24 protein-coding genes are annotated in these 24,631 nt (G+C 51.9%); 15 read left to right on the top strand and 9 right to left on the bottom strand.

Annotated elements, in window-relative coordinates; translation table 11 throughout:
* Positions 1 to 237 precede the first annotated feature (237 nt).
* The 5 genes from K7P01_RS01795 to K7P01_RS01775 all read left to right on the top strand — a co-directional run bounded on the left by K7P01_RS01795 (position 238) and on the right by K7P01_RS01775 (position 4,541).
* Entirely contained in the window at positions 238 to 717 is a 480-nt protein-coding gene (locus tag K7P01_RS01795) for a DUF2975 domain-containing protein (RefSeq protein ID WP_267289225.1), read from the top strand.
* A 3-nt stretch (positions 718 to 720) separates the two neighbouring features.
* On the top strand, positions 721 to 921 hold the full coding sequence (locus K7P01_RS01790) for a helix-turn-helix domain-containing protein (protein WP_267289223.1): 201 nt from the start codon (positions 721 to 723) through the stop codon (positions 919 to 921).
* 107 nt (positions 922 to 1,028) lie between these two features.
* Positions 1,029 to 1,484 (top strand): MarR family winged helix-turn-helix transcriptional regulator, encoded by a 456-nt coding sequence (locus tag K7P01_RS01785; RefSeq protein WP_267289221.1) that lies wholly within the window; start codon positions 1,029 to 1,031, stop codon positions 1,482 to 1,484.
* A gap of 24 nt (positions 1,485 to 1,508) precedes the next feature.
* Positions 1,509 to 4,130: a phosphoenolpyruvate synthase gene (gene ppsA / locus K7P01_RS01780; protein WP_267289219.1), complete on the top strand. Its 2,622-nt coding sequence runs from the start codon at positions 1,509 to 1,511 to the stop codon at positions 4,128 to 4,130.
* Positions 4,131 to 4,541 (top strand): nucleoside deaminase, encoded by a 411-nt coding sequence (locus tag K7P01_RS01775; protein ID WP_267289217.1) that lies wholly within the window; start codon positions 4,131 to 4,133, stop codon positions 4,539 to 4,541.
* Between the two features lie 56 nt (positions 4,542 to 4,597).
* On the opposite strand, the gene K7P01_RS01770 is transcribed toward K7P01_RS01775, so the two are convergent.
* Entirely contained in the window at positions 4,598 to 5,566 is a 969-nt protein-coding gene (locus tag K7P01_RS01770; RefSeq protein ID WP_267289215.1) for a GlxA family transcriptional regulator, read from the bottom strand.
* A gap of 108 nt (positions 5,567 to 5,674) precedes the next feature.
* Here K7P01_RS01770 and K7P01_RS01765 point away from each other — a divergent pair, with 108 nt between their 5' ends.
* The 7 genes from K7P01_RS01765 (at position 5,675) to K7P01_RS01735 (ending at position 12,658) form a co-directional block, all read left to right on the top strand.
* A complete protein-coding gene (locus K7P01_RS01765; RefSeq protein WP_267289213.1) occupies positions 5,675 to 6,007 on the top strand; it encodes a VOC family protein in 333 nt (110 codons plus the stop codon).
* A gap of 103 nt (positions 6,008 to 6,110) precedes the next feature.
* On the top strand, positions 6,111 to 6,428 hold the full coding sequence (locus K7P01_RS01760) for a hypothetical protein (protein ID WP_267289211.1): 318 nt from the start codon (positions 6,111 to 6,113) through the stop codon (positions 6,426 to 6,428).
* Between the two features lie 13 nt (positions 6,429 to 6,441).
* Positions 6,442 to 7,356, top strand: coding sequence for a helix-turn-helix domain-containing protein (locus K7P01_RS01755; protein ID WP_267289209.1), 915 nt, complete (start codon positions 6,442 to 6,444; stop codon positions 7,354 to 7,356).
* A 107-nt stretch (positions 7,357 to 7,463) separates the two neighbouring features.
* The gene (locus tag K7P01_RS01750) at positions 7,464 to 8,981 is read left to right on the top strand and encodes a sensor histidine kinase (protein WP_267289207.1); all 1,518 of its coding nucleotides are present in this window, start codon (positions 7,464 to 7,466) and stop codon (positions 8,979 to 8,981) included.
* On the top strand, positions 8,978 to 9,661 hold the full coding sequence (locus K7P01_RS01745) for a LytR/AlgR family response regulator transcription factor (RefSeq protein ID WP_317987597.1): 684 nt from the start codon (positions 8,978 to 8,980) through the stop codon (positions 9,659 to 9,661). The genes K7P01_RS01750 and K7P01_RS01745 overlap by 4 nt, the downstream gene beginning before the upstream one ends.
* 160 nt (positions 9,662 to 9,821) lie before the next feature.
* A complete protein-coding gene (locus K7P01_RS01740) occupies positions 9,822 to 11,045 on the top strand; it encodes a TlpA disulfide reductase family protein (protein WP_267289205.1) in 1,224 nt (407 codons plus the stop codon).
* Positions 11,046 to 11,125: 80 nt separating this feature from the next.
* On the top strand, positions 11,126 to 12,658 hold the full coding sequence (locus K7P01_RS01735; RefSeq protein ID WP_267289203.1) for a DUF6600 domain-containing protein: 1,533 nt from the start codon (positions 11,126 to 11,128) through the stop codon (positions 12,656 to 12,658).
* 123 nt (positions 12,659 to 12,781) lie between these two features.
* Here the strand turns inward: K7P01_RS01735 and K7P01_RS01730 are convergent, their stop codons facing one another.
* On the bottom strand, positions 12,782 to 13,681 hold the full coding sequence (locus tag K7P01_RS01730; RefSeq protein WP_267289201.1) for a LysR family transcriptional regulator: 900 nt from the start codon (positions 13,679 to 13,681) through the stop codon (positions 12,782 to 12,784).
* Positions 13,682 to 13,831: 150 nt separating this feature from the next.
* Here K7P01_RS01730 and K7P01_RS01725 point away from each other — a divergent pair, with 150 nt between their 5' ends.
* Complete coding sequence (locus tag K7P01_RS01725) at positions 13,832 to 14,959, top strand: alkene reductase (protein WP_267289199.1); 1,128 nt, start codon at positions 13,832 to 13,834, stop codon at positions 14,957 to 14,959.
* Between the two features lie 157 nt (positions 14,960 to 15,116).
* Here K7P01_RS01725 and K7P01_RS01720 read toward each other — a convergent pair whose 3' ends face one another.
* From K7P01_RS01720 to K7P01_RS01690, 7 genes are all read right to left on the bottom strand, one after another.
* Positions 15,117 to 16,364, bottom strand: coding sequence for a cystathionine gamma-synthase family protein (locus K7P01_RS01720; RefSeq protein WP_267289197.1), 1,248 nt, complete (start codon positions 16,362 to 16,364; stop codon positions 15,117 to 15,119).
* Between the two features lie 55 nt (positions 16,365 to 16,419).
* A complete protein-coding gene (locus K7P01_RS01715) occupies positions 16,420 to 17,529 on the bottom strand; it encodes a polysaccharide deacetylase family protein (protein ID WP_267289195.1) in 1,110 nt (369 codons plus the stop codon).
* Entirely contained in the window at positions 17,486 to 18,310 is an 825-nt protein-coding gene (locus K7P01_RS01710) for a glucosaminidase domain-containing protein (protein WP_267289193.1), read from the bottom strand. The genes K7P01_RS01715 and K7P01_RS01710 overlap by 44 nt, the downstream gene beginning before the upstream one ends.
* A gap of 85 nt (positions 18,311 to 18,395) precedes the next feature.
* Positions 18,396 to 19,136 carry a 6-phosphogluconolactonase gene (gene pgl / locus K7P01_RS01705; protein ID WP_267289191.1) on the bottom strand — a complete coding sequence of 247 codons (741 nt, stop codon included), beginning with the start codon at positions 19,134 to 19,136 and terminating at the stop codon, positions 18,396 to 18,398.
* 7 nt (positions 19,137 to 19,143) lie between these two features.
* A complete protein-coding gene (gene zwf, locus K7P01_RS01700) occupies positions 19,144 to 20,676 on the bottom strand; it encodes a glucose-6-phosphate dehydrogenase (protein ID WP_267289189.1) in 1,533 nt (510 codons plus the stop codon).
* Between the two features lie 39 nt (positions 20,677 to 20,715).
* The gene (gene gndA, locus K7P01_RS01695; protein WP_317987609.1) at positions 20,716 to 22,104 is read right to left on the bottom strand and encodes an NADP-dependent phosphogluconate dehydrogenase; all 1,389 of its coding nucleotides are present in this window, start codon (positions 22,102 to 22,104) and stop codon (positions 20,716 to 20,718) included.
* 70 nt (positions 22,105 to 22,174) lie between these two features.
* Positions 22,175 to 22,621, bottom strand: coding sequence for an RpiB/LacA/LacB family sugar-phosphate isomerase (locus K7P01_RS01690; protein ID WP_267289185.1), 447 nt, complete (start codon positions 22,619 to 22,621; stop codon positions 22,175 to 22,177).
* 113 nt (positions 22,622 to 22,734) lie between these two features.
* On the opposite strand from K7P01_RS01690, the gene bla reads away from it, so the two are divergent.
* Both bla and K7P01_RS01680 read left to right on the top strand, forming a co-directional pair.
* A complete protein-coding gene (gene bla, locus K7P01_RS01685; protein WP_267289183.1) occupies positions 22,735 to 23,637 on the top strand; it encodes a class A beta-lactamase, subclass A2 in 903 nt (300 codons plus the stop codon).
* Positions 23,638 to 23,639: 2 nt separating this feature from the next.
* A complete protein-coding gene (locus tag K7P01_RS01680; RefSeq protein ID WP_267289181.1) occupies positions 23,640 to 24,614 on the top strand; it encodes a 2-hydroxyacid dehydrogenase in 975 nt (324 codons plus the stop codon).
* Positions 24,615 to 24,631 lie beyond the last annotated feature (17 nt).

Here is a 24,631-nt window from a genome sequence, read left to right as displayed (position 1 = left end):
TGGCGCGCAGCCAGTGCTTGCCGTATAACTATAGTTGCGCGTATGGGGGTATATACCGTTTTTAGGATTGACCCATGATGATCTGAAAATCCATCGCAAACTACCTAAAGTGCCTTATTTCGCCTCAAAAGGCAAAAACAGCTGTTTTTCGATATTATTCGCAATACGATTAATATTTGTTGTTTATCAATAAATATTTATTAAATTTACGGAACGATATTAATCATAAAACAGGCTATGAAAAGAATTTCGACAGGATTTCTTCAGGCGGTCATTGTGCTTATCGGCATCGTGGTGCTTGCCGTTCTGATTCGGCTTCCCTTAACCGAGGGAAGAGCTGTAAACTTAGATTTGTTGAGCATTTACTCGGACCCATTCATTTTATACGGATACGCAACATCAATCGCCTTTTTTGTTGCACTGTATAAGGCGTTCAAATTATTAGCCTACATAGGCCAAAATAAAGTGTTCTCATCAAACTCTGTTGCGGCCTTAAAGAGTATAAAGTATTGTGCAATCGTATTTAGTACTTTAATTGTGATAGCAGGATTATACATAACGTTATCCCATAATAAGGACGATGACCCCGCGGGTTTTCTTGCCATTTGTATTGTGACTACGTTTGCTTCCATCGTAGTGGCAACGGCTGCGGCGATATTTGAAAAAATCTTGCAGAACGCCATCGATATGAAATCTGAAAATGACTTAACCATTTAAGCCATGCCAATCATTGTAAACTTAGACGTGATGATGGCAAAACGAAAAATTTCTCTGAATGAACTTTCCGAAAAAGTTGATTTGACATTATCTAACCTCTCTATCTTAAAGACAGGTAAGGCGAAAGCAATTCGCTTTAGTACCTTAAATGCAATTTGCAAAGCATTAGACTGTCAACCAGGTGACATTTTGGAATACCGGTGACTAAACGCCATGCTCCGAAGTGGCGGCCGAATGATGTTTTCTATTTATTTGGACGCGTTCGATATTTAATTATCTTTGTTACTAAGATAATTAATAAATAAGATATAATGGATAAGGATACCGTACGGCACATCCGAAAGCTGAGCCAACAATATGCCTACATCTCTATTCAGATGCACGAGGCTATTGGGCGTAAGGCGGGGCTTTCCGGTACGGACCATAAGTACCTGGGCTTTTTGATCGAGAAGGGGCAGATGACGGCAGGTGAGCTGGCCACGCTCACGGGCCTCACGACGGGCGCGGTGACGGGGTTAATAGACAGATTTGAAAAGAAGAAACTGGTAAAACGACGATTTGCGGAGGACGACAGGCGGAAAGTTTTCATCGAGCCGAATACAAAAAATATCATGGCGCTTTTTGAACCCCTGTATAAGGAGTTTCGAAGTAATTCCGAGAAATTGATTGCATCCTTCTCGGGTAAAGATCTCAACGTGCTGGAGGCGTATTTCTCCGGGGCCATTAAAATAATGGAGGAGACAGTTAACAAGGTGAATGACCAATAGAATTGAAACGTAAATACTTCAACTATGATCGGAGGACGTTCATTTGTATTAAGTCTTCAGGATTGCGACAGGACTAAGCTTGCTATCGTCGGCGGCAAGGGCGCGAACCTCGGCGAGCTGGCGAAGATCGGAGGGGTGCTCGTACCGGATGGTTTTTGCATCACGACGGCAGCTTTTACACGTGCGCTCGGTGAGAACTCCACAATCAGGGTGTTACTGAATCGATTGTCAACCTTCGGGGCGGCAGACGTGGAGAAGATCCGTGAGGTTAGTGGTGAGATTCGTAGGATTGTTGAAGGTATAGTCATTCCCCGGGATATTTGTGAAGAGGTCACACGCTTCCTTTCAAGGTTTGATGCGAAAGAAGCGTTTGCCGTGCGGTCGAGCGCAACAGCAGAAGATCTGCCGACGGCGTCTTTTGCCGGACAGCAGGACACATATTTAAATGTTATCGGCGTCGAAGCAATCTTACAGCATATTAGCAAATGCTGGGCATCACTATTTACAGCGCGTGCAGTACTATACCGCGTTCAACATGATTTTGATCATCGAAAGGTGCGTTTGTCGGTGGTAGTGCAAAAGATGGTCTTTCCGCAAGTGGCGGGTATCATGTTCACTGCCGACCCCGTTACGGGCAACAGGAAGGTCATATCTATCGACGCCAGTTTTGGCCTCGGGGAGGCGCTGGTCTCAGGTCTTGTAAATGCCGACGTTTATAAAGTACGCGATGGCCAGGTAATCGAGAAAAAAATAAGTGCCAAGAAGCTGGCGATTTATGCGATCAAGGAAGGCGGGACAAAAACGCAAGAGATTGAGGCCGCGAGGCAGAACATGCCAGCCCTTACGGACGGGCAGATTGTGCAGCTGGCACACCTTGGCAGCGGGATTGAACAACACTTTGGCTACCCGCAGGATATCGAGTGGTGTTTGGCCGATGGTAGGATCTATATTGTTCAGAGTAGACCGATCACTACATTATTTCCCATACCCCAAGAGAATGATCGGGAGAATCATGTGTATATATCTGTCGGACATCAGCAAATGATGACAGACGCGATGAAACCCCTGGGACTATCGGTGCGGCAGTTAACCTCTGCCGGGCCCATGGCTATTGCGGGAGGACGGATGTTTGTTGACGTTGCGGCCCGGTTGTCATCACCGGCCACCCGGAAAACGATACTGGAGATGGCCGGCCAATCCGATCCGCTTATAAAAGACGCCCTGATGACCGTTCTTGAGCGGAATGACTTTATAAAATTACTGCCAGGCGATGAGCCAGGTAACGGTGGTCGTGTTCTTTCGATGGCGGGCTTCCGTACGCAACTTAAAAATGATCCGGCCATTGCCGCTGGCCTGGTTGCGCGCAGCCAGGCATCGATAAAAGCCTTACGTGAAAACATCCAATCGAAATCGGGATCGGAGCTGCTTGATCTTATTCTGGAAGATCTCGCGCAGTTAAAGACGAGTCTATTTGATTCGCAGAATATGGCCGCGATTATGGGCGCCATGGATGCTGCCGCCTGGATCAATGAGAAAATGAACGAATGGTTGGGTGAGATAAATGTAGCCGATACGTTGTCGCAGTCTGTGCCGAACAATGTCACCTCGGAAATGGGCCTGGCGCTGCTGGATGTCGCCGATGTGATCCGTCCGTATCCGGCAGTAATTGAATATTTACAACAGGTAAAAGATAAAAACTTTTTAGATGAACTGGTGAACGTCGAGGGTGGTGAGAAGGCTCGGAAGGCGATCGATGCTTACCTTGAGATGTATGGCATGCGGTGTACCGGTGAAATCGATATTACGAGGACGCGGTGGAGTGAAGATCCCAGGATATTGGTTCCTCTGATTCTTAGCAATATTAGAAACTTTGAGCCCCACGCCAGCCAACGGAAATTTGAACAAGGACGGCAGGAAGCGTTAAAAAAAGAAACGGAACTGCTGAATCGGCTTAAACAACTACCGGATGGTGAACAAAAAGCCGAAGAGACAAAACGTATGATCAGCCTGGTTCGGAATTTTGCCGGCTATCGGGAGTATCCTAAATACGATATTGTGAGTCGTTATTTTGTGTACAAGCAGGCCTTGCTGCGGGAAGCGGAAGCTCTTGTGCAAGCGAATGTTATTCACAGCACAGAAGATATAGATTATCTTACATTTGAAGAGCTGCACGAAGTTGTACGCCGTCATGCACTGGATTATCAGATCATAAGGAAGCGGAAAGATGACTACGAACTGTATAAAAAATTGACGCCCCCGCGGGTTATTACGTCAGAGGGTGAAATCATTACAGGTACGTACAAACGCGGGAATCTCCCGACGGGGGCGATTATCGGTCTGGCGGTCTCCTCCGGAATTGTGGAAGGACGAGCACGCGTTATCGTAAAGATGGAAGATGCCGTTTTGGAAGAGGGTGACATTTTAGTTACTCCGTTTACCGACCCTAGCTGGACGCCATTGTTTTTATCAATAAAGGGGCTGATTACTGAAGTGGGCGGATTGATGACTCATGGCGCCGTGATCGCACGCGAATACGGCCTGCCTGCCGTTGTTGGTGTGGAGCGTGCGACTACGCTGATCAGGGACGGACAGAGAATTCGTGTGCACGGTACGGAAGGGTATGTAGAGATTTTAAAAAGCGAGTAAATGAACAACCATCAACACTTTATACAGCGCTGTTATGAACTTGCTGAGCTTGCCGCCCGTGAGAGCGAAAGTCCGGTGGGAAGCGTGATTGTAAAAGACGGCATAATCATCGGCGAAGCGTATGAGAAAAGTCGTCAGCTACAAGATATTACCCGGCACGCCGAAACACTGGCGATACTCGATGCACGGCAACGTGGCGGAAACCTGGAAGGAGCAATCCTGTATACCAATGTGGAGCCTTGTATTCTTTGCTCGTATGTTATACGCCACCATCGCATTGCTGAAGTTGTCTTTGCCAAACACTCCGGCGAGCTCGGCGGGACAGTGGAGCCGTTCAATATATTGACGACGTCGCACGTTAAAACCTGGGGCGCTCCCCCCACGATAATTCCTTTTTCGGACGGGCGTTAGCCAGGTAACGTCATTGCGGATCAAGCGAATATAGCGTACTCCGATGTCGCTGTACACTACGCCGAATACTTCCGGCGATAATCGACAGGCGACAGATCCGTCAGCTTTTTAAAGACCTTCCGGAAAGCGTCAATGTCGCTATATCCCGTTTCGTAGATTATTTCGTTCACCGTTTTGTGACCGGCCTCAAGATGTTTCTTGGCAAATTCAACCTTTACCCGTTGTACATATTCCTGTACGGAGTTGCCCGTGCATTTCCTGAACCGCCGTTCGAAGGTTCTTCTGCCAACGCCTAGTTTGTTGCAGATGGCTTCTACCGTAAATGTTTCGGTAGGATGATTCTCCATAAATTCCTGCGCTTTTAAAACTACTTCGTCTCCGTGTCGTTTCTGGCCGATAAAGATCATGAACGGATTTTGACTCTTTCGCTCGATGTCGATCTCAAACATTTTGGAAGCCAGGATGGCCAGGTCCCGGCCCGCATGCTTTTCTATGATATATAATAGCAGATTCAGGTAAGAATATCCACCGCCACACGTGTAAATTCCGTTCTCGTCCGTAATGATCGTATCGTCAACAACGTGTATATGCGGAAACATCTCCTGGAATTCGTTCCGCGCGGCCCAATGCACGGCGCATTTTTTATTGTCCAATAATCCTGTAGAGGCGAGGTAAAACGAGCCGACACAGAGACAAACAATTTCAGCATGGTTATGTTTGTGCTGCGTGGTGATCCAGGAAGTATATTTTTGATTTACCTCAATGGCTTTCTTAAAATCACCGCAGAGCAGCGGCAATACGATGATGTCGGTCTTCGTGACATCGTGGATGGTTTTATTTGCCGAAACCTGATAAAGTCCATTCCCCAGCTTCGTGTTCTTTGCCAGTGCTACGATTTCGACGTCGTAGAAAGACGGCTTTTGTTGGTAGCGCATAAAGTCGTTTACCCGCGAGAACAGCTGATGACTGCTATCAATACTGGTTAGCGTGGCGTCATACAGTGGGAGGATAGACACGTGTTTCATATCGAAATGTAACAAGGCGGCGTGTCGCAATCAACGGGTAAGATTGTCGTTTTTACACGGCGTTGTGCTGCTCACAGCCTGTATTTTTGTTGTAAAACTAACAGAAAGATGAAGGCAGTCGAGATCGTTATGTTGCCTGTCAAGGACAGGCAACAGGCAAAAGAGTTCTATTTGAGAATGGGTTTTCATGTGCTGGTAGAGGCGCCCGACCCGCACGGTGACGCCTGGATCCAAATGGGCTTCCCCGGTAGCGATACGAGTATTTCGCTGGCGGCGTTTCATGCGATCATTTGCCAAACCGATGACATTGAGAAAGAAATTCAGCAGCTGAAAACCCAAGGTATAGAGACAGGCAAGATAGACAATACACCCTGGGGGCGTTTTGCCTGGCTGAAGGACCCGGATGGGAACAGTTTGTGCTTACACGAGCGTAGTTTATAGGGTAGCCCTGTGGTCGTCATCCCGGCTACAATAATCGTCATTCCGGCTACGCCCAGCTCATTGCGCAGCGGCACCTTTGTGATACAAAAAATCACAATACACCATGCGTCAACAGACCAAAGAGCTTTCCGCGATCGAGATCACGTCGTTCTTGTTACAGGCAGAGTTTTCGATACAAGACTTTATTGAGGTCAATGTACCGATCGATGCCTGGCTAAAAGAACAGCCTGGGTTTATCTCCCGGCACATTGCCCAGGAAACGGATGGCCGTATTTCAGATGTGTTGCTGTGGGGAAGTGTCAAACAGGGTACGCAGGCTATGCACCGATTGATGGACGTCTTTCGCGACTCGCCCATTCACAGCATGATTGACCAGGGCACGGTGTCGTGGAACGTAATGCCCGTGCGGCATCAGATTTAGCTACCTTTGTGCCGTGAAGACCGATCAACCTGTCTTGTTCGAATCCATTGCTGCGCTGCACCGGGCGGTCGGGCAGCCGGCGCCCCTGCATCCGCTGATCAGCATCGTCAATTATGGCGCGGTCGGCGGCGACCTGTCGCACCTGGCGAACGGCATGATCATGAGCTTTTACAAGATTTCTTTCAAGACGCACTTTCGCGGAAGGATACGGTATGGCCAGGGATACTATGACTTCGAGGCGGGCGGTATGTCGTTCATTGCGCCCGGCCAGCTCATTCGCGGCATAGACGAAGAGGCTGACTACGAAGGCATGTCGTTGCACGTGCATCCTGATCTGCTTCGGCCGTATGCGCTGGGTAAGGCCATCCGGAACTACGGTTTCTTTTCGTATACGGCAGCCGAGGCGTTGTATGTGTCAGAAAAAGAGAAGCAGACCATCCTGACGGTTTTTAATCATATTCAGGACGAGCTGAACGAACGTATTGACTCGTTTAGCCAGGACGTGATCGTAAACCAGATCGAGCTGCTGCTGAACTATAGCAATCGGTTCTATAACCGCCAGTTTATCACGCGCAAGGCTGTTAACAGCGATCTCCTCGGCCGGTTTGAGGAGCTTCTGGAGGTATACTTCCGGGATGAAAAGACCCTGATGGCCGGCTTGCCGACCGTGCAATACCTGGCCGACCAGCTCAATCTATCCCCGCGGTACCTGAGCGACCTGCTACGGTCGCTGACCGGCCAGAATACCCAGCAGCACATCCATCATAAGGTGATCGAAAAGGCCAAGGAATACCTGGTGGCCGATCAATTGACCGTGGCCGAGGTAGCGTACCAGCTGGGGTTCGAGCACCCCCAGTCGTTTAATAAGATCTTTAAGAAAAAGACCAGTCAGACGCCCCTCGAATTCCGGCAAGCGTTTAAAGGCTAGCCGTCGGTATTTTTCCATCCCACGAAAACAGGCATTCACCCCATTTGCTTGGCGGACGGAGCCCCCGCCAGTATCTTTCGGGTACGATTGGGAAATATATACACGGCATGTTAGAAAAGATCGATCTGAAACGAATGGAATTCTGGGGCGCCACCGCCCTATACGCGCTTGCACTCATTCTGTTGCTGATGGACGTGTCCGACAGCAACATGGTTCGGGTGTGGACACCCTATCGGAAGTTTTTCGAGCAAAACCACCTGCATTACTCGTATTCCAAAAACTATTTCTTTCCCCAGGTGGCCCGCTTCACGGGTTATTACGGCGCATTCCTGCTTTGGAACTTTGTCATTGTGCCGTGCCTTCTGGTACGGCGGCGAATGGTCTGGGGTATAGTGTTGATAGCGTTTTTACTGGGCGCCCTTTGGTCGTTGCTGATTGTGACCGATACCTGGCTACGGAGTTACCTATTCTACATCAAGTCTGACGACTATGCGTATAACTTGTTCATGAAGCAGGGGTTGGTGACGGCTGTTTGGATTCTGCTTGCACTAGGCGGCTACCTGTTGGCCAAACGGATTATTGCAAATCTACTGGTACACATCGGCCAATTGCCACTTCAGTATCGTACCGTGGCGCAAAACGTATTTCTGGCGCTAATAGTATGGGGAATGGTGGGAGTTGGTATTGTCATGGTCACTACCGTTACGAAGCCGTTTATACTGGCTATGGGCATTATACTGTTCAGCATCCTGCTGTATGGCCTTTCTTTTTCGACGCTTATAGAAGACACTCTCCAGAAAGGACTTTGGGCATATCTGTTGCGGATTGCTGCTATCTGTATCGGCGTAGGCTTGATGCTTTTTGTTATTGTGGGGACGGTTTGGCGGCAACGGGATGCCACGCTGGCCGTGACAGCCAACGGGTTCTTTCAGGTGTTTATATGTGCGCCACTGTATTGGATGCTGTATCAGCGTGGGCTGAACACCCGACGGCAGCTCACCTCGCTCCAAACGGCACTTGGAAGCTCATCGGCCAACCTGGACTTCCTGCGCTCGCAGATCAACCCACACTTCCTGTTCAACGCCCTGAATACACTTTATGGCACGGCGTTGCAAGAATCAGCCGAACGCACGGGCGAGGGTATTCAGCGGCTGGGTGATATGATGCGCTTCATGCTACGGGAGAACACCCAGGAAAAAATACTGTTGGCGCGCGAGATCGAATACCTGCGGAATTACGTGGCGTTGCAGACCCTGCGCATCCAGGCGTCACCGGACATTACTATATCGCAGCATATCGAAGACGACCTTAGCGACCTTCGCATTGCACCCATGCTGCTGATTCCATTTGTTGAGAACGCGTTTAAGCACGGCATCAGCCTGCGTAAGCCTTCGCAGCTGGCCATTTCGTTACAGATTCGCGAGGGCAGGTTGTATTTTGATGTCCGCAATACGGTGCATGAAAAACAAGACCACGACATCGAGGCCGACAAGAACGGCATTGGGCTGGAAAATGTGCGACTGCGGCTGCAATTGCTATACCCGCAAAAGCACGAGCTGGTGGTGCGCCAGACGGCACTTGAGTTCTTTATTCACTTAACCGTTCAATTAACCGAAAAAGTATGATGACTGCCATTGCTGTCGACGACGAGCCCATAGCCCTGGACGTGGTAAAAAGCCTGGCGGCCAAGGTGCCATTCCTGGTGATGCAGGAGTGTTTTACCGATGCCTTTGCAGCCATGGACTACCTGCAACGCAATACCGTGGACTTGTTGTTTCTCGATATCAAGATGCCCGATATAACAGGTATAGATTTTCTCAAAAGCCTGAACAAAATGCCGCTGGTCATTTTTACCACGGCGTATTCCGAGCATGCCGTCGCCAGCTTTGAGCTCGACGCAGTGGATTATTTACTCAAGCCTTTTTCCCTGGCGCGATTTATGAAGGCTTGTAACAAGGCCCATGAGCTCTATGGTTTTCGGAATGCGGGAAATAGTAAAGAGTATATGTTCCTCAAGACCGGCTACGAACAGGTACGCGTTCTGTTTAATGAAATTGAATACCTGGAAGCGGCCGGCAATTATATAACGTTCAAATTGCATGACCGCGAGGTTGTGTCGCGTATGACCATGGTGGAGGTAGAGAATCTGCTACCGACCGGCAAGTTTGTGCGGATACACAGGTCGTTTGTTATCGCCATAGCCAAAATAGAAAAGATCGAGCGACATCAGGTAACCCTGCGCGGCCGTGCACTGCCCGTAGGGGGCGCTTATTTGCCAAACCTGGAAGCGATCAGTAAGCAATAAAGATCTATATAGCTGGCCTCGCGAGACGGCTGTATACACCCCGAATTTTTTATCGGTATGAAACACGTATGAGCTGCCGTGGCAGACTCGTCAGGAAAATATTGCCTGTTGAGTAACGTACGGCGCGTAAATTAAATCTAACACACAAGATAGAGTGATTATGAAAACAATTATAGCGAGTATTTTAATGTTGTGCGTCCATGCTGTTATCGCCCAATATAACGGAAACGAGCGATATACAATAGAGGTTGATGTGAGCAAGGTGTCGACTAAACCCGAAATGGTGTACTTGTGGTATGAAGGTATCGGGAGTGGACGTAATCGTGCATACTACGATAGTGCCGCAGTGATTCATGGTAAGGCGCGATTTAAAGGTACTATTGCGATGTCAGGAGAGGCATACTTAGCGCAAGTATCGCGGGCGGAGCTTCGCGCGGCTAATCGTCTGTTGCCGGATACCAAAGGGGACGTGTTAAAGTTTTACCTTGAGCCGGCCGCGCTGACAATCTACTGTGTGGACTCTCTCAGTAATTACGTTGTTACCGGCGGCCGGTATAGCAAGGATTATCGCCAGTTTAAAAAAATGGAAGATGAATTCCTATTGCGTCGCGACCACTATTATTATCCGGAATTGGAACGCGTGTTCAAGGAAGATTCGGTCGTGTTTAAGAGTCTGCTGCTGACCTACGCCATGGTGGAACTGGATTATTACAATATAACCCTGCGTAACTTTGTGCTCTCGCATCTAAATTCCGTGGTGTCATTACTTGCCTTGCGCGCGATACAATTGAGGAACGGCGATGATCCGCGTCTGAGTGATACCTTGTTAAAGTCGTTGAGTACGTCGGTTGCGCACGCACCGGAGGCGGAAGATATCTGGTTATACCGCGAAGCGCTTGGCAGAACGGCCCTCGGTGCCATGGCGCCGATCTTTAGTCTTCCCGATGATACCGGTGATATGCACGCATTGGAATCCTATCGTGGTAGCTATGTGTTGTTGGAATTCTGGTCGAGCGACTGCGGAATTTGCTGGGAAGAGCACCGCAAACTGAGGCATATCTACGAGCAATTTCGCCATCGAAACTTTACTATACTGGGGGTCTCCCTGGATACCGTGCGTGAACCGTGGTTGGCAGCCATTCACCAGGATGGTATCAGTAGATGGGCTCAGCTTTCCGATCTGAAGGGCTTTAATAGTCGCGTCGCAATGTTATATGGTGTACGTAACATGCGGGAGAGCTATCTGATCGATCCCAGTGGCCATATTGTGGCGAAAAACCTCTGGGGTGATGAGCTTGCCACAAAACTGAAAGAGGTTTTCCGCAGTTGGCAGCTGGAAACGCACACTACACCGTTTTTTGACAAAGCCAGTCGCCGGAATTAACCCGTAAAGCACCGCAATCGAAGTAATGTAAAAAATGGCATAGTTTTTCGTTTAGCATGTAGTACTAACAAACATGAAATATGAAAAAGGTGTGGAATAAATGGATCATGATGATCGCGGCGACCTTTTTCGTGAGCATGCTAAACGTGACAGTCAGTATGGCCCACGATGGAGGCGTTACATTGCAAGTCTTCTATGACGAGCTGCAGCCCTATGGCACCTGGATAGCGTATGAAAACTACGGTTATGTCTGGCGACCGCGCGTCGACCGTGATTTTGTTCCGTATGCTACCAACGGTTATTGGATCAATACAGAGTATGGTAATACATGGGTATCGGATTATGGCTGGGGTTGGGCGCCCTTTCACTACGGGCGCTGGTTTTACGATGATTTTTACGGGTGGATGTGGGCGCCCGATACGGTCTGGGGACCGGCCTGGGTAGCGTGGCGCAGTGGCGGTGGTTATTATGGCTGGGCGCCGCTCATGCCGGGTATAACGGTGAGTGTATCGTATAATTATTATGATCGCATTCCCGACCGCTACTGGAGCTTTGTGCCGTGCCGCTATATAACTTATCGCACGGTTTACCGGCACTGCGTGCCGCGACCGCAGGTGGTAACAATCATTCACCAGACGACAGTAGTAACACATCACTATACGGACAGTCGTCGGCGCACGTACTTTACCGGTCCGTCACGCCGGGAGATCGAGCGCGTGAATAATACCCGCGTGCCGGTGTATGCGGTCAACGATCGCAGCCGTCCGGGCAGGACGGAGATTGAACGCGACCGCGTGAGCTTCTATAAGCCTGAGATTGACAATGACCGGGAGTCACGTGCCCGGGCAATACCCTCGCGAATGGAGCGGAGAGACAGGCGCTCGACGACTGATCTGCGCAATGGTCTGGACGACAATTCTGCTAACCGGCAGTCGGTTGAGGATCGGCGCCGCGAAGTACGCGACCAGCCGGTGCGACGGTCAGAAACAAACCGTGAGGGAGATGCCGGGATCGATGGGCGCACGCGTGAAACTGAAAATGTCCGACGAGGGCAGGAGCAGGAACGTGATCGCAACCAGTCCCTGGAGCGATTGCGTCAACAGCAGGGCCAGCAGCCCCTCGACAAGAACGATTTGAGACAGCCATCGGACAAACCAAACCGCGAGCGTGAGGATGCTCGTCGTCAACAGGAGGCTCGCGAGCGGTTCGACCGGGACGACAATAATCGACGTATGCAGGAAGAGCGTGTACGCGACCAGCAACGTCAACAAGATCAACAGCGGGTTCAGGATCAGCGTCAGCAACAACAGCAGGAGCGTATGCAGGAACGGCAACGTCAGCAGGAGCAACGCGTCCAGGAGCAACAGCGTCAGCAACAACAGCAGGAGCGCATGCAGGATCAGCAACGTCAGCAAGACCAACGTGTGAAAGAACAACAGCGCCAACAGGAGCGTGTGCAGCAGCAACAACGTCAGCAGGAGCAGCGTGTGCAGCAACGTCAGGAGCAACAGCAAATGCGCCAGCAGCGCATGACGCAGCCGGAGCGGCAGGCTCCAAGTCGCTCGGAGTCACCTCGTGAGAGCCGCGGGAATGGTTCCAGACGAAGAGATTAAGCAATCCTATTAAGCAATACCACCTATAATCTCCTCCCGACTTTCTCGGGGGGAGATTTTTTTTCGGACCTCTCCAATGGGGTGTATCCGGGAGGCGGCGTAGTTTTTGCCTGGCCGTCAGCTTTAAAATTCTTCTTTCTCGAAGATTGATTTCACCTGGGCGATTTCCTGCTGATAGATTGTTTTCTTGCGGGTGGCGAAGTATAGGACGTTCTCGATCACTTTCGTGCCGGTTGAAACGATGCGCATCTTGCGGATGGCCACGGCTTCGCGGCACAGAAAGTCGGGTATAACAGAAAATCCTTCATTATCACTCAGGCATCGTACAATCGAGCTGATGTTGGGAACAATGTAGTTGGGCTTAAAATCGGGATGCTCGTTGAAGTTGTTAAACCAAAAACGTTTCAGGTGTTCCATGTCGGCGGCCGTACTATACCAGATTTGCTGCTTCAGCCATTGTTTAGCACCTTCCAGATCTTTCTTTTTTAGTAGTGACTCCAGCGCTGTGGTGCGCGTTTTGTTCCCACAGACGAGTACAATGCGCTCTTTCGAAAACGGTGCATACTCCAGGTTCTTTTGCTGGCCTCTCTGTGGTGTGATGATCAAGTCCAATAATCCCTTGTCGAGGTCTTGCTGCATCTGCGGATACTCGCCGAACTTGATAATCACATTGAAGGGCAGGGAGCTGATGTGCTTCTCCAGCGTAAATTGAAATGTCTCGAAGCACATGCCGATGCCGATCGTCGATCGCTCGGTCTTTGAGCTTTTGTGGAAAAGCTGCTCTGCCGTTTCGAGTTTACTAAGGGGCTCCAGGATAAAGTTATACAATACTTTACCGCGCTCGGTCGGAACCATTTTTTTGGCTGACCGGTCGAAGAGTTTATATCCCGTATACGCTTCCAGCGAGCTAAGATGAAGGCTCACGCCAGGCTGGGAGATGTAGAGCTGTTGGGCTGCGCCGGTAAGCGTGCCGGTGTCGTAGATCGCTTTAAAAGTTCGTAGCCATTCCAGGTTCAGAAGCATAGCCGTACGAGTTATGTGAAAATAGTCTCCAGAAGGTGTATCAGATTTCTGATGCAAACCTACTATTTAAGTTATTGTGATAATAGCACTATCCGGAGGATTTTCGCGTAGTAGAGGAAAAGAAATTAACATCATTTAATAAACATCGCTATGTTATTCCAAGCTTATACGCTTCAAGACCTGAAACTTCAGAACCGCATTGTTATGCCGCCCATGACCCGCTCACGCGCGGCGACGGGCGAAGTGGCCACCGCGTTGATGGCCGAGTACTATGGCCAACGGGCTTCCGCCGGCCTCATTATTTCCGAAGGCACTCAGATAAGCCGGCAAGGGCAGGGTTATGCCTGGACGCCGGGCATTTATACACCCGCTCAAATCGAAGGCTGGAAACAGGTGACCCGCGCCGTGCATGAAAAGGGCGGGTTGATCTTCGCGCAGCTGTGGCACGTCGGGCGTGTGTCGCATACGTCGCTGCAAGAGAATGGCCAGGCGCCGGTGGCGCCGTCGGTTGTGGTGGCCGAGGGTGTTAAAGTATTTGTTGACGCGGAGGGAAAAGGTTCAGCTACGGGTAAAGGTGCGATGGCACAACACTCGACACCACGTGAATTGACGGTGCCGGAGATACACCAGATCGTACAGGATTACGCACAGGCTGCACGCAATGCCATCGCGGCGGGCTTCGATGGCGTCGAGCTGCACGGTGCGAATGGCTACCTCATTGAACAGTTCATGGACTCTCAAACCAACCTGCGCACCGACGAGTATGGCGGCTCGCTAGAAAACCGGCTACGTTTTTTAAAAGAAGTTGTGACAGCCGTGGCCAACGCCGTCGGCCGCGAGCGGGTGGGCGTGCGACAGGCACCGCTGACAACGCTGATGGGCGCTGTGGATGATAACCCTGAAGAAACCTATATCGCCGCCGCCCGCATACTTGACGAACTGGGTGTAGCCTACATTCACATTGCTGAAGCTGATTGGGAAGACGCTCCCGTTATGCCGGTAGCATTTAAAGAGGCTTATCGCAAGGCTTTTCGCGGCACCCTCATCTATGCCGGTAAGTATACCGTGGCGCGCGCCCAGGAGGCGCTGACGAAGGGCTGGGCCGACCTCATCGCCTTTGGCCGTCCGTTCATTGCCAATCCCGACTTGCCACTGCGCCTGGAAAACAACCTGCCGTTGAACGAGGCCGACCGGACTACGTTCTTTGGTGGCGATACACGCGGCTATACCGATTACCCCGTATATGCAACGGCCGACACGCTGGCCGATTGTCAATAGCACAGTTGTTAACAGAAATTTTTATCATGATGCGCCCGGAGTATTTCCAGGCGCATCATCTACAGAGATAATACCATGCGACAGCCCTTGTGTAGTTCAACCGGCCATCCGATAAGCACTGTAAGGTCTGGTAATCTCCGGTCGAAGTTCGCGGTCATTAGGATTTCGAAGCCTCCAACGCCTGGCGGAAGTCTTCCATCAGGTCCTCTGTATCCTCAATCCCAACCGACAAACGTATCATCGTATCCGGTATACCCATTTCGGCACGGCGTTCAGCGCCCAGCTCAAAGAAGATGGTCTGTGCCACGGGTATTGCCAATGTGCGCGTGTCGCCCAGGTTGCTCGACTTGATCACTACCTGCAGACGGTTGAGGAATGCCAGGCAATCAATTTTCTCGTTGACGACAAAGCTCATCAGGCCGCCGTGGCGGTGAAACAGCGATGACGTCAGGGCGTGCTGTGGATGACTGGCCAGTCCGGGGTAATATACTTTGCTGACCAGTGGATGTGCTTCCAGGAAAGTCGCCAGCGTCTTGGCGTTGTGGCAGGCGCGTTCTAAACGCAGGGCCAGGGTTTCGGAACCAACGGAAATGCTGTGCGCAGCCTCCGGTGAAAGCGTACCTCCACCGTCGCGCAGGCCACGCTTGCGGATTTGTGTAATGCCCAGCATGGCCGGTTTGATCTGTGCGCGTAGTATGGGCGTGATGTTCGGAAATTGCTCCCAGTTATACAGACCGGTGTCGGTCACGCTGCCGCCCAGGGCGTTGCCGTGGCCGCCGATATATTTCGTCAGCGAGTTGATAACGAGGCTGGCTTTTACCGACACTGGCTTGAACAGGTACGGTGAGGTCATGGTGTTATCGACCACGTAGATCAGGTTCTTTTTCGAACAGAGCTCGCCGATGTTGGCCAGGTCGGCCACTTGCGTGGCAGGGTTGGCGATGGTTTCTACGAATACCATGCGCGTATTGTCGCGGCAGGCGTCGGCTACGTTCTTAGCGTCGGTGACATCCACAAACGAGATGGCTACCCCCATGTCCATAAAGGTTTGCATGATGCTGCGGGTGTTGCCGAAGAGGTATGAGCTCGCCACGATGTGATCGCCGGCTTTGATCAGCGCCAGTACCGTGGCAGTGATGGCGGCCATGCCGGTTGAAAAGCTCACGGTGGCCATGCCACCTTCCATCTGTGTTACCTTGTGCTCGAGGGCTGTTGTCGTGGGGTTGCCCTGACGTGAGTATGCATACCCTTTGGTCTTGTTTTGAAAGACATCTACCAGACCTTGTACATCTTCATACCCCCAGGTAACAGCGGTATGGATCGGCTGGTGCAGCGAGCCGAATTCAGGCTTTAAGAGGCGGTCGGAGTGAAGCAGAGTGGTGGTAAATCCCTTGGGCTTGCTCATGGCACGTTTGTTTGAAATGCGGCAAAGATAAAAGCATTTCGCTATTCCCCCAGCCTTACTTCACCTTCGTGTTGATCCACAGGTGGCTGTACCAGTACCAACCACCTTTTTTTCCAGGGGCGGTGAGCGTGTACAGTGTCCGGCGTCTTCCTGCAATGTCAGCGCCGGCTTGCAACGAAACTGTCACCAGGCCCGTGGTATCTTGTTTGGTAATGCGACACGAACATGGGCTGCCCTGGGCAAAGCATTGCAGGCGCCTGGCCTGGATCTCGTCGCCTTTGAAGGTAAGCGTCAAGGCAGGACGTTTATCGGGCAAGGGCATTGGCGCGAAGGGCGTCGTCACGTCCAGCGCACGCATCACAGCTTTCTCGGCAAACCTGGCGGGAGCAGAATAGGCTTCGGCCATTGGAAACCGCGGACACATAAACACGTCGGTGCCATTGTATAAAACGCCCGAGAGTTGCGCCGCCGCGGCTTTAAAACCGGCATCTTTTACGATCTGCTTCATCTTGTCGTCGAACTCCCCATACGGGTACGAGAAGACGATAGGCTTTTTGTTGAGATGCTTTTCAATGATGTCCTGGCTTTGAATAATCTCTTTTCGGAAGGTCTCGTAGCGGGAGTCAGCGCTTTGGTTGAGGAAGTAGTCGTGCGAGTGGGTATGATTGCCGATTTCGACACCACTGGCCAGCGTCGTTTTGAGTTCGTCCCAGTCCATGAAGTCGCCACCGCCTACTGTTTTGGTATTGATGAACAGCGTGGCGGGCATTTTATACTTCTTGAGCAGGGGCAGACCGTGGCGGAAGAAGCTGGCATACCCATCGTCGATGGTAATGACCGCGGTCTTTTGTGGCGGTGCCTCTGATTGTAAATAGTCGATGGCGTCGGAAAAGTTAAGCACCTGAAACTTGTTCTTTGCCAGGTATGCCAGGTGTGCTTCGAAATCTTTCACGGATACGTTGGTGGTGGGATAGCGCCCATCGCCCACGCGGTGGTATATAAAGCAGACGATGTCTTTGCGGGGCCCGCCTCCTGGTTTTTCGGCGGTACTGGTACACGCCAGCAGCACAAGGAGAAATGACAGGTAGAACAGCGGTCCCGGTATCCGGGAGGCCACGGGGTTAGTCCGGGAAAAGGTAGGCCGGGTCCAGCTGGTACGTATCATATTGCGTGAGGTTGTTGGCAATGATCATCTTCTTAAGCTGTTGCGTATAGGCCGACCTGCGTTCGGAATAATACTTTAGATGGGGGAGAAGCTCAAACGGGTCTTGCGTGTGCTGCATGGCTTCGCGCAGCCCGCGATAGGAGCGGGACCGTGCCAGGACCTCGAAGTAGTGGGCGATGGACTGCGCCATGTCATCGTACGCACGCACATATACCTGCCTGGTCTTTCGCTTGCGTGAGGCAGCCATGCGCGGCTCTTTGGCGTTAAAAGACCAGATGCCAAACAGGTTCCGTGCTTGCAGAAAAAAACGCGATTGGCCCCAGCCGCTCTCCACGGCGGTCTGCGCCAGGATTACACTGTTGGGCAGCGTCACCATGCGGCCAGGCAGGTCTGTCAGGCCCACGGCACGGTAGCGTCGGCGCATGTCGTAATAAAAGGCGCTGTCGCTGGCTGTCCAGTAGCGCTTCCGCTGTAAAATATAGATTTTCTCGCGGTTCTGCTCGATCTGGTATTTGGCCACCAGAATGGATGGCAATACGGTAGCGATGAAAGTCCGCTTTGCTTCCCGGCTGGGTAGCTTTGCCAGTCCTGATACATTGGTGTACAGAAACGGTTTTACCAGGCTGCCGGTCAAAGCAGCAACTTCTTTCAGCGATTGGAGCTGAATCGTTTCCGTGCGTACGTGAAAGGTCTTGTTACGGCCGGTGTTGTGGGCAATGATCAGGATGATCAAAATAGAACCCAGGAAGGCCGCCCAGTTTCTGCGTAGCTGTTGCGCCATGCCGTAAAAATAACGAAGCCCGGGGCGTACAGCAAGTCGTCACCCCGGGCCTGTCAGAAATATCGGCATAGCCGCCAGATAGGCGTTAATTGCGCTTTTTCAGGTCAACAGACAGGTTTGCGGCTGCAGGTTCGTCCAAAAACCACACGATTTCGCCCTTTTCTGGGTGAATGAGCTGAGCCGGGTATTCATCAATGTTCCGGGCATCCTCCAAAATATGGTGTATTGCTTCGGCTTTGCCACCGCCGTACACCAAAAAGGCAATGATTGCCCCCCGGTTGATCACCGGGGCCGTCAGTGTAATGCGGTTCATTTTTACTTCGTCGATGTAGAGGCCTTTTACAAGCGCTTCCTTTTCGTGGAGTACCGACGTGTGAGGGAAGAGCGACGCTGTATGTGAATTGTCGCCGAGACCCAGCAGGATAAAATCAAAGCAGATGGGTTTCTCGACAAAGTAGCCGCGAATGTCCTGCTCGTAGCCTTCTGCTGCCGCGTCTACTGCGAGGTCGGTGTTCATGCGAAATACCTGACCGGGGGTGATGTTCAGCGGTGTAAACAGCATCTCTTGCGCCATGCGGTAGTTGCTGTCAGCATGCGTGGCGGGCACGTAACGCTCGTCGCCAAAGAAGAAAAAAATCCTGGTCCAGTCGATCTTCGACCGGTATGCGTCCGAGGCCAGCAAGGTATATAATTTCTTAGGAGAGCTGCCCCCTGAAAGTACAAAGGAGAAACGGCCGTGCTTGTGAATAGCCTGTTTGGCGCTGTCGACGATGAAGTCGGCCAGTGCTGTCAGCAGCGTATCGGTGTTGTCAAAGATGCGGAGCATAATAGGTTTACTTCTTGGAGTTTTTGAGGGGTAAAGTAAACCAATGGAAACCGTCTTTGGCAATGAGTGACTCGGCGGTTTCAGGGCCCCATGAATCCACCGGGTAGTTCGGGAAGCTGATGCTTTTCTTACCGCCCCAAGCATTGAGGATCGGCATGACCAAATCCCATGCAGCCTCTACCTGGTCGCCGCGCATAAACAACGTCTGGTCTCCCAGCATGGTGTCGAGCAGCAGCGTCTCGTAGGCTTCGGGTGTGTCTCCGGTATAGGTACCGTTGTAGTCAAAGATCATGTCCACCGGGTTCAGTGTCATGTCCAGGCCGGGACGTTTTGCTTGTATCTGCAGACGCACGCTCATCTCGGGTTGAATGCTGATGATAAGGCGATTCTGTTGCCATCCCTCGATCGCTTCCGACGGGAAGATGAGGTGCGGCACATCTTTAAATTGGATCATGATCACCGATGATGACTGGTGCATGCGCTTACCGGTACGCAGATAGAAAGGCACGCCGTGCCAACGCCAGTTGTCGATGTGGAACTTGATGGCGGCAAATGTCTCCGTATTGGAGTCTGGCGCAACACCGGGCTCTTCGCGATAACCAGGAAGTTCTTTGCCTTCCATCCAGCCTTTGCTATACTGGCCGCGTACTGCGTTCCTTTTGACATCTTCGGCGGTGAACTTACGCATGGAGTGCAGCACGTCCACTTTTTTATTGCGTACCTCGTCGGCCTGGAAGCTTGTAGGAGGTTCCATTGCCACCAAGCAAAGAAGCTGCAAAATGTGGTTTTGGATCATGTCGCGCAGTGCGCCGGATTCGTCGTAATAGCCTCCGCGACCACCCACACCCAGTTGCTCTGACACGGAGATTTGTATGTGATCGATATAACTCCGGTTCCACAGCGGCTCGAAGATCGAGTTAGAGAAGCGCAATGCCAGAATGTTTTGCACAGTCTCTTTCCCCAGGTAGTGGTCAATGCGGTAGATCTGTTGTTCCGAGAATACGCCGCCCAGCAATTGATTCAGCTGGCGTGCCGACTCCAGGTCGTGGCCGAAAGGCTTCTCGATCACAATGCGTGCCTTCTCGGGGTTGGTGGCGAGCTTGAACTTCGAAATGTTTTCCGCAATCGTGCTGAAGAAGCGCGGAGCCACGGCGAGGTAATACACCACGTTGGGCTCTCCGCCGCAGATTTTGCCGAACTCGGCAATGCGGTCGGACTGTTCCTGGTACGTCTGCGGATTGTTGATGTCCGATACCTGGAAGAAAATGTGTTTGGCAAACTCATCCCACGTTTCCGGGGGAGCCTGCGCTGCCCGTTTGCGCGAGAATTGTTTGAGGTCTTTCAACAGCACGTCGCGGAAAGCGTCGTTACTATACTGTGTCCGGCCCATGGCCACGATCTGGAAATGCGTGGGCATCCGACCGTCGATATACAAATTGTATAGCGCCGGCACAAGCTTGCGCGAGGTAAGGTCCCCGGTACCACCGAAGAGGAAGAAAATCGTGGGCGTTGATTTAATGGCGTCGGTTGCTGCACTCATGTAGTAAAGGCAAAAATGGTTACGTCGTGATAAGATCGATTACTTTTTGGTCCATTGCGTGTGGAATACGCCTTCTTTGCCGATCAGCTCATACGTATGCGCACCGAAGAAATCGCGTTGCGCCTGAATGAGATTTGAAGGCATGTGCTCGCTGCGCAGCGCATCAAAGTAGCTGAGCGACGCGGCAAAGGCTGGCACGGAAATGCCCGTGGCCGTGGCGGTTGAAACCACCTGGCGCATGCCCGGCAGCGCACCTTTCATCTGTGCGGCAATGTCAGCATCCAGTAACAGGTGGGGCAGGGTATTATCTTTCTTATAGGCATTGTGGATGGATTGCAGGAAGGTTGAGCGTATGATACAACCCCCACGCCAGATCAATGCGATGTTTGCCAGCTGCAGGTTGTAGCCATACTCTTTCGACGCCTGCGACAGCAGGTGCATGCCCTGTGCGTAGGCAATCACGGTTGTGAAATACAGCGCTTCTTCCAACGCCTGTACAAATTTAGCCTGGTCAACCGAAAGCTTCAGGCCGTTGTCGGCGTACAGCTTCGCCGCCTGCGTGCGGATGGCTTTGTATTTAGACAGGTCCCGCATGGACACCGCTGTATCGATGGCCGTGATCGGCAGTTGCAGATCCATCGCTACCTGCGAGGTCCACTTGCCGGTGCCTTTCGACTTAGCTTCGTCTTTAATGCTATCCAGCAACAGTTGGCTGCTGCCGGGTTCTTTGTAGGCAAAGATGTCGCGGGTGATCTCGACCAGGAACGACTGCAGGCGTCCTTCATTCCATCCGCGGAAGGTGTCGTGCATTTGCTGACCCGTCAGGCCCAGGCCTTTGCGCATGACTTCGTAGGTCTCGGCAATAAGCTGCATGATGGCATACTCGATACCGTTGTGTACCGTCTTTACAAAGTTGCCGGAAGAACCGGGACCGATATACGTCACACACGGTTCGCCGTTGACTTTGGCTGCAATGGCTTCAAAGATGGGCTGTACGACTTTGTAAGCGTTCGGGTCACCACCCGGCATCATGCTCGGGCCGTTGCGTGCGCCTTCTTCACCTCCTGAAACGCCCATGCCAAAAAAGTGCAGGCCTTTGGCCTCCAATTCTTCGGCGCGGCGGTTGGTATCCATAAAATGCGAGTTGCCACCGTCAATGATCAGGTCGCCTTTATCCAGCAGGGGCGTGATCTCGGCAATGGCGCTATCGACGATCTTGCCGGCCGGCACGAGCAGCATGACCGCGCGCGGCTTGCTGAGGCTGCTGATAAACTCCTGAAGCGATGTAAATCCCTTTACTTCTCCCTTCACCTTCTCCTTACTAAGCGCCTCTACTTTCGAAGCATCCTTATCGTATCCGGCCACTTTAAAACTGTGGTCGGCCATATTCAACAGCAGGTTACGACCCATAACGCCTAAACCTACCATTCCTAAAACATATTGATCGCCTTGCATTTTTGGTTGCTGATTATATTGTGCAGTAATACTAAATATTATGTTATTCTTTTTCGAGTCGGTGTACTTTGTCCAGCCGGCGTTGGTGCCGCTCGGCACCAATGTAGTTTGCTTTTAAAAACGCCAGGATGAGCTCCTTGGCCATTTCGTTGCCGGTGACACGCCCACCCAGGCAGAGCAGGTTCATGTCGTCGTCTTCTACACCCTGGTGGGCGGAAAAATAGTCGTGCACGAGGGCAGCCCGTACACCGGTCACTTTATTGGCGGCGATGGAGGCGCCTACGCCGCTGCCACACACGGCAATGCCCCGGACCACTTCGCCGGCGGCGACAGCCCGTGCCAGTGGCACGACCATGTCGGGATAATCATCGGTGGGATCGAGTCCGAATGCACCAAAATCCTGAACGTCATAGTGCTGGGTGCGGAGAAAGGAAGCAAGGACCTCTTTCAGTTCAAAACCTCCATGGTCTGCGGCTATTCCTATTTTCATGGTGTATTAAAATATAAATATCGATGCTCATTTGTTCATAAAAAAATTGATCGCTCAAAATCCTGTGAGCCAACCGTTCCTTGTTGTTACATTTGACAGAACCTGTTAACCGTATGCGTCTTAAAGCCACCACCACCGCCGTTCTCTTTTTTCTGCTAACGTTCGTTGTTCATGGACAAACAGACATCTTGCGAAAAAAGATCCGATCCCTTGTCGAGGCTCGCCAGGCAAACGTTGGCGTAGCCATCGTCGGCCCTTTCGGGCACGATACACTTACCTTGCATGGCCAGCAACATTACCCCATGCAAAGCACCTATAAGTTCCCGTTGGCGCTGGCGGTCTTTCACCAGATTGATCATGGGCAATTGCGTCTTGACCAAAAGGTACACCTGACAAAGGCCGATATGTTGCCTACGTATAGCCCGTTGCGCGAGCAATACCCCGAAGGCGACGTAGATGTCACGGTCCAGGAGCTGTTGAAATATACTGTCACCTATAGCGACAACAACGCATGCGACATCCTGTTCCGCCTGATCGGCGGTACAGTGGTGGCCGATCGCTACATCCATACCCTGGGTATTGCCGACATCGCTATTGTCGCCACGGAGGAAGAGATGAGCCGCGCGTGGGATGTACAATATACCAACTGGACCACGCCCGTGGCCATGGCACGATTGTTAACCGAATGCTACGAAGGAAAACACCTGGCCGCCGGCAGTCGCGCGGTGCTGTGGAAGATGATGCTAGAGACGGTGCCGGGAGCCAACCGCCTGAAGGGCCAACTGCCTGCCGGCACGGCGGTGGGGCATCGCACGGGTACATCCAACACCAACGAGCAAGGCGTCACCGCCGCCGTCAATGACGTGGGCGTGGTGGTATTGCCTGATGGCCGCACCTATACCATCGCCGTATTTGTGTCCGACTCGCACGAAAAACCGGCAGTAAACGAAAAGATCATTGCCGATATTAGCAAGGCAACCTGGGATCATTTCCTATCGTCATCGAAAAGAAAATAGCCATGAACGTTTTTATCACACGCAAGATACCGGAAGCCGGCCTGCAGTTGCTGCGCGAAGCGTCTATACAGATAACCGAGTGGACCGAAAAACGCGATCTGACGGCCGCCGAGCTGGTCGAACGTTGCCAGGACCACCAGGCGCTGCTCAGTGCCGGCCACAACAAGATCGGTGCGGAGTTTTTGGAAGCTTGCGCACACCTCAAAGTAGTATCCCTGCACTCGGTGGGCTATGACAACGTCGACGTTGCGGCAGCCACGCGGCTCAAAATACCCATTGGTAATACGCCCGGCGTGTTGAGCGGTGCCACCGCTGACACTGCCTTTCTGCTCATGGCCGCCGTCGCGCGCAAGGCGCTCTACATGCACAAAAAGATACTTCGGGGAGGTTGGGGCTTTTCAGATCCTACGGCCGACCTGGGGGTAGACCTGAATGGCAAGACGCTCGGTATTTGGGGCCTTGGCAAGATCGGCTATGAAATGGCACGTCGTGCTCAGGCTGTATACGGTATGCGCATTGTGTACCACAATCGCGGCCACAACGAGGAGGCCGAGCGCAACCTTGGTGCGGTGCGTGTTTCGTTTGATGAGCTGCTTGCGCAAAGCGACGTGCTGTCGGTACATACGTCGCTCACCCCCGAGACGGCCGGCACATTTAATGCCCGTACTTTCCGGCGCATGAAGCCCACCGCCATATTTATCAACACCGCGCGCGGGGGCATACACCACGAGCCTGACCTGATTGCTGCCTTGCAGCAAGGTATGCTCTGGGGCGCCGGACTCGATGTGACCAACCCCGAGCCGATGGCTGCCGACAGCCCGCTGCTGTCGATGGAAAACGTCGCCGTGCTGCCGCACATTGGTTCCGCCACGCAGGAAACCCGTAGTGCCATGGCTATCCTTGCTGCGCGTAATGTTATTGCCGGCTTGCGCGGCGAGCGGCTGCCGACCGTCGTAAATCCTGAAGTATATACCTGAGAACAGGACGATACAAC

The sequence above is a fragment of the Parachryseolinea silvisoli genome (assembly GCF_021190955.1).
Classification (GTDB): Bacteria; Bacteroidota; Bacteroidia; order Cytophagales; family Cyclobacteriaceae; genus Ohtaekwangia; species Ohtaekwangia silvisoli.
The sequence above is the reverse complement of the archived record's forward strand: the minus strand, read 5'-3'. Positions and strand labels throughout refer to the sequence as shown.

What these genes read in the sequence shown, in the direction of transcription:
- K7P01_RS01775 (WP_267289217.1), top strand. Translation starts at nt 4,131, where the DNA reads ATGAACAACCATCAACACTTTATACAGCGCTGTTATGAACTTGCTGAG.
- zwf (WP_267289189.1), bottom strand. Translation starts at nt 20,676, where the DNA reads ATGAGTGCAGCAACCGACGCCATTAAATCAACGCCCACGATTTTCTTC.
- pgl (WP_267289191.1), bottom strand. Translation starts at nt 19,136, where the DNA reads ATGCTCCGCATCTTTGACAACACCGATACGCTGCTGACAGCACTGGCC.
- gndA (WP_317987609.1), bottom strand. Translation starts at nt 22,104, where the DNA reads ATGGTAGGTTTAGGCGTTATGGGTCGTAACCTGCTGTTGAATATGGCC.
- K7P01_RS01750 (WP_267289207.1), top strand. Translation starts at nt 7,464, where the DNA reads ATGTTAGAAAAGATCGATCTGAAACGAATGGAATTCTGGGGCGCCACC.
- K7P01_RS01680 (WP_267289181.1), top strand. Translation starts at nt 23,640, where the DNA reads ATGAACGTTTTTATCACACGCAAGATACCGGAAGCCGGCCTGCAGTTG.
- K7P01_RS01715 (WP_267289195.1), bottom strand. Translation starts at nt 17,529, where the DNA reads ATGATACGTACCAGCTGGACCCGGCCTACCTTTTCCCGGACTAACCCC.
- K7P01_RS01745 (WP_317987597.1), top strand. Translation starts at nt 8,978, where the DNA reads ATGATGACTGCCATTGCTGTCGACGACGAGCCCATAGCCCTGGACGTG.
- K7P01_RS01690 (WP_267289185.1), bottom strand. Translation starts at nt 22,621, where the DNA reads ATGAAAATAGGAATAGCCGCAGACCATGGAGGTTTTGAACTGAAAGAG.
- K7P01_RS01765 (WP_267289213.1), top strand. Translation starts at nt 5,675, where the DNA reads ATGAAGGCAGTCGAGATCGTTATGTTGCCTGTCAAGGACAGGCAACAG.
- K7P01_RS01710 (WP_267289193.1), bottom strand. Translation starts at nt 18,310, where the DNA reads ATGGCGCAACAGCTACGCAGAAACTGGGCGGCCTTCCTGGGTTCTATT.
- K7P01_RS01795 (WP_267289225.1), top strand. Translation starts at nt 238, where the DNA reads ATGAAAAGAATTTCGACAGGATTTCTTCAGGCGGTCATTGTGCTTATC.
- K7P01_RS01720 (WP_267289197.1), bottom strand. Translation starts at nt 16,364, where the DNA reads ATGAGCAAGCCCAAGGGATTTACCACCACTCTGCTTCACTCCGACCGC.
- bla (WP_267289183.1), top strand. Translation starts at nt 22,735, where the DNA reads ATGCGTCTTAAAGCCACCACCACCGCCGTTCTCTTTTTTCTGCTAACG.
- K7P01_RS01740 (WP_267289205.1), top strand. Translation starts at nt 9,822, where the DNA reads ATGAAAACAATTATAGCGAGTATTTTAATGTTGTGCGTCCATGCTGTT.
- K7P01_RS01790 (WP_267289223.1), top strand. Translation starts at nt 721, where the DNA reads ATGCCAATCATTGTAAACTTAGACGTGATGATGGCAAAACGAAAAATT.
- K7P01_RS01770 (WP_267289215.1), bottom strand. Translation starts at nt 5,566, where the DNA reads ATGAAACACGTGTCTATCCTCCCACTGTATGACGCCACGCTAACCAGT.
- K7P01_RS01760 (WP_267289211.1), top strand. Translation starts at nt 6,111, where the DNA reads ATGCGTCAACAGACCAAAGAGCTTTCCGCGATCGAGATCACGTCGTTC.
- K7P01_RS01725 (WP_267289199.1), top strand. Translation starts at nt 13,832, where the DNA reads ATGTTATTCCAAGCTTATACGCTTCAAGACCTGAAACTTCAGAACCGC.
- K7P01_RS01785 (WP_267289221.1), top strand. Translation starts at nt 1,029, where the DNA reads ATGGATAAGGATACCGTACGGCACATCCGAAAGCTGAGCCAACAATAT.
- K7P01_RS01730 (WP_267289201.1), bottom strand. Translation starts at nt 13,681, where the DNA reads ATGCTTCTGAACCTGGAATGGCTACGAACTTTTAAAGCGATCTACGAC.
- ppsA (WP_267289219.1), top strand. Translation starts at nt 1,509, where the DNA reads ATGATCGGAGGACGTTCATTTGTATTAAGTCTTCAGGATTGCGACAGG.
- K7P01_RS01735 (WP_267289203.1), top strand. Translation starts at nt 11,126, where the DNA reads ATGAAAAAGGTGTGGAATAAATGGATCATGATGATCGCGGCGACCTTT.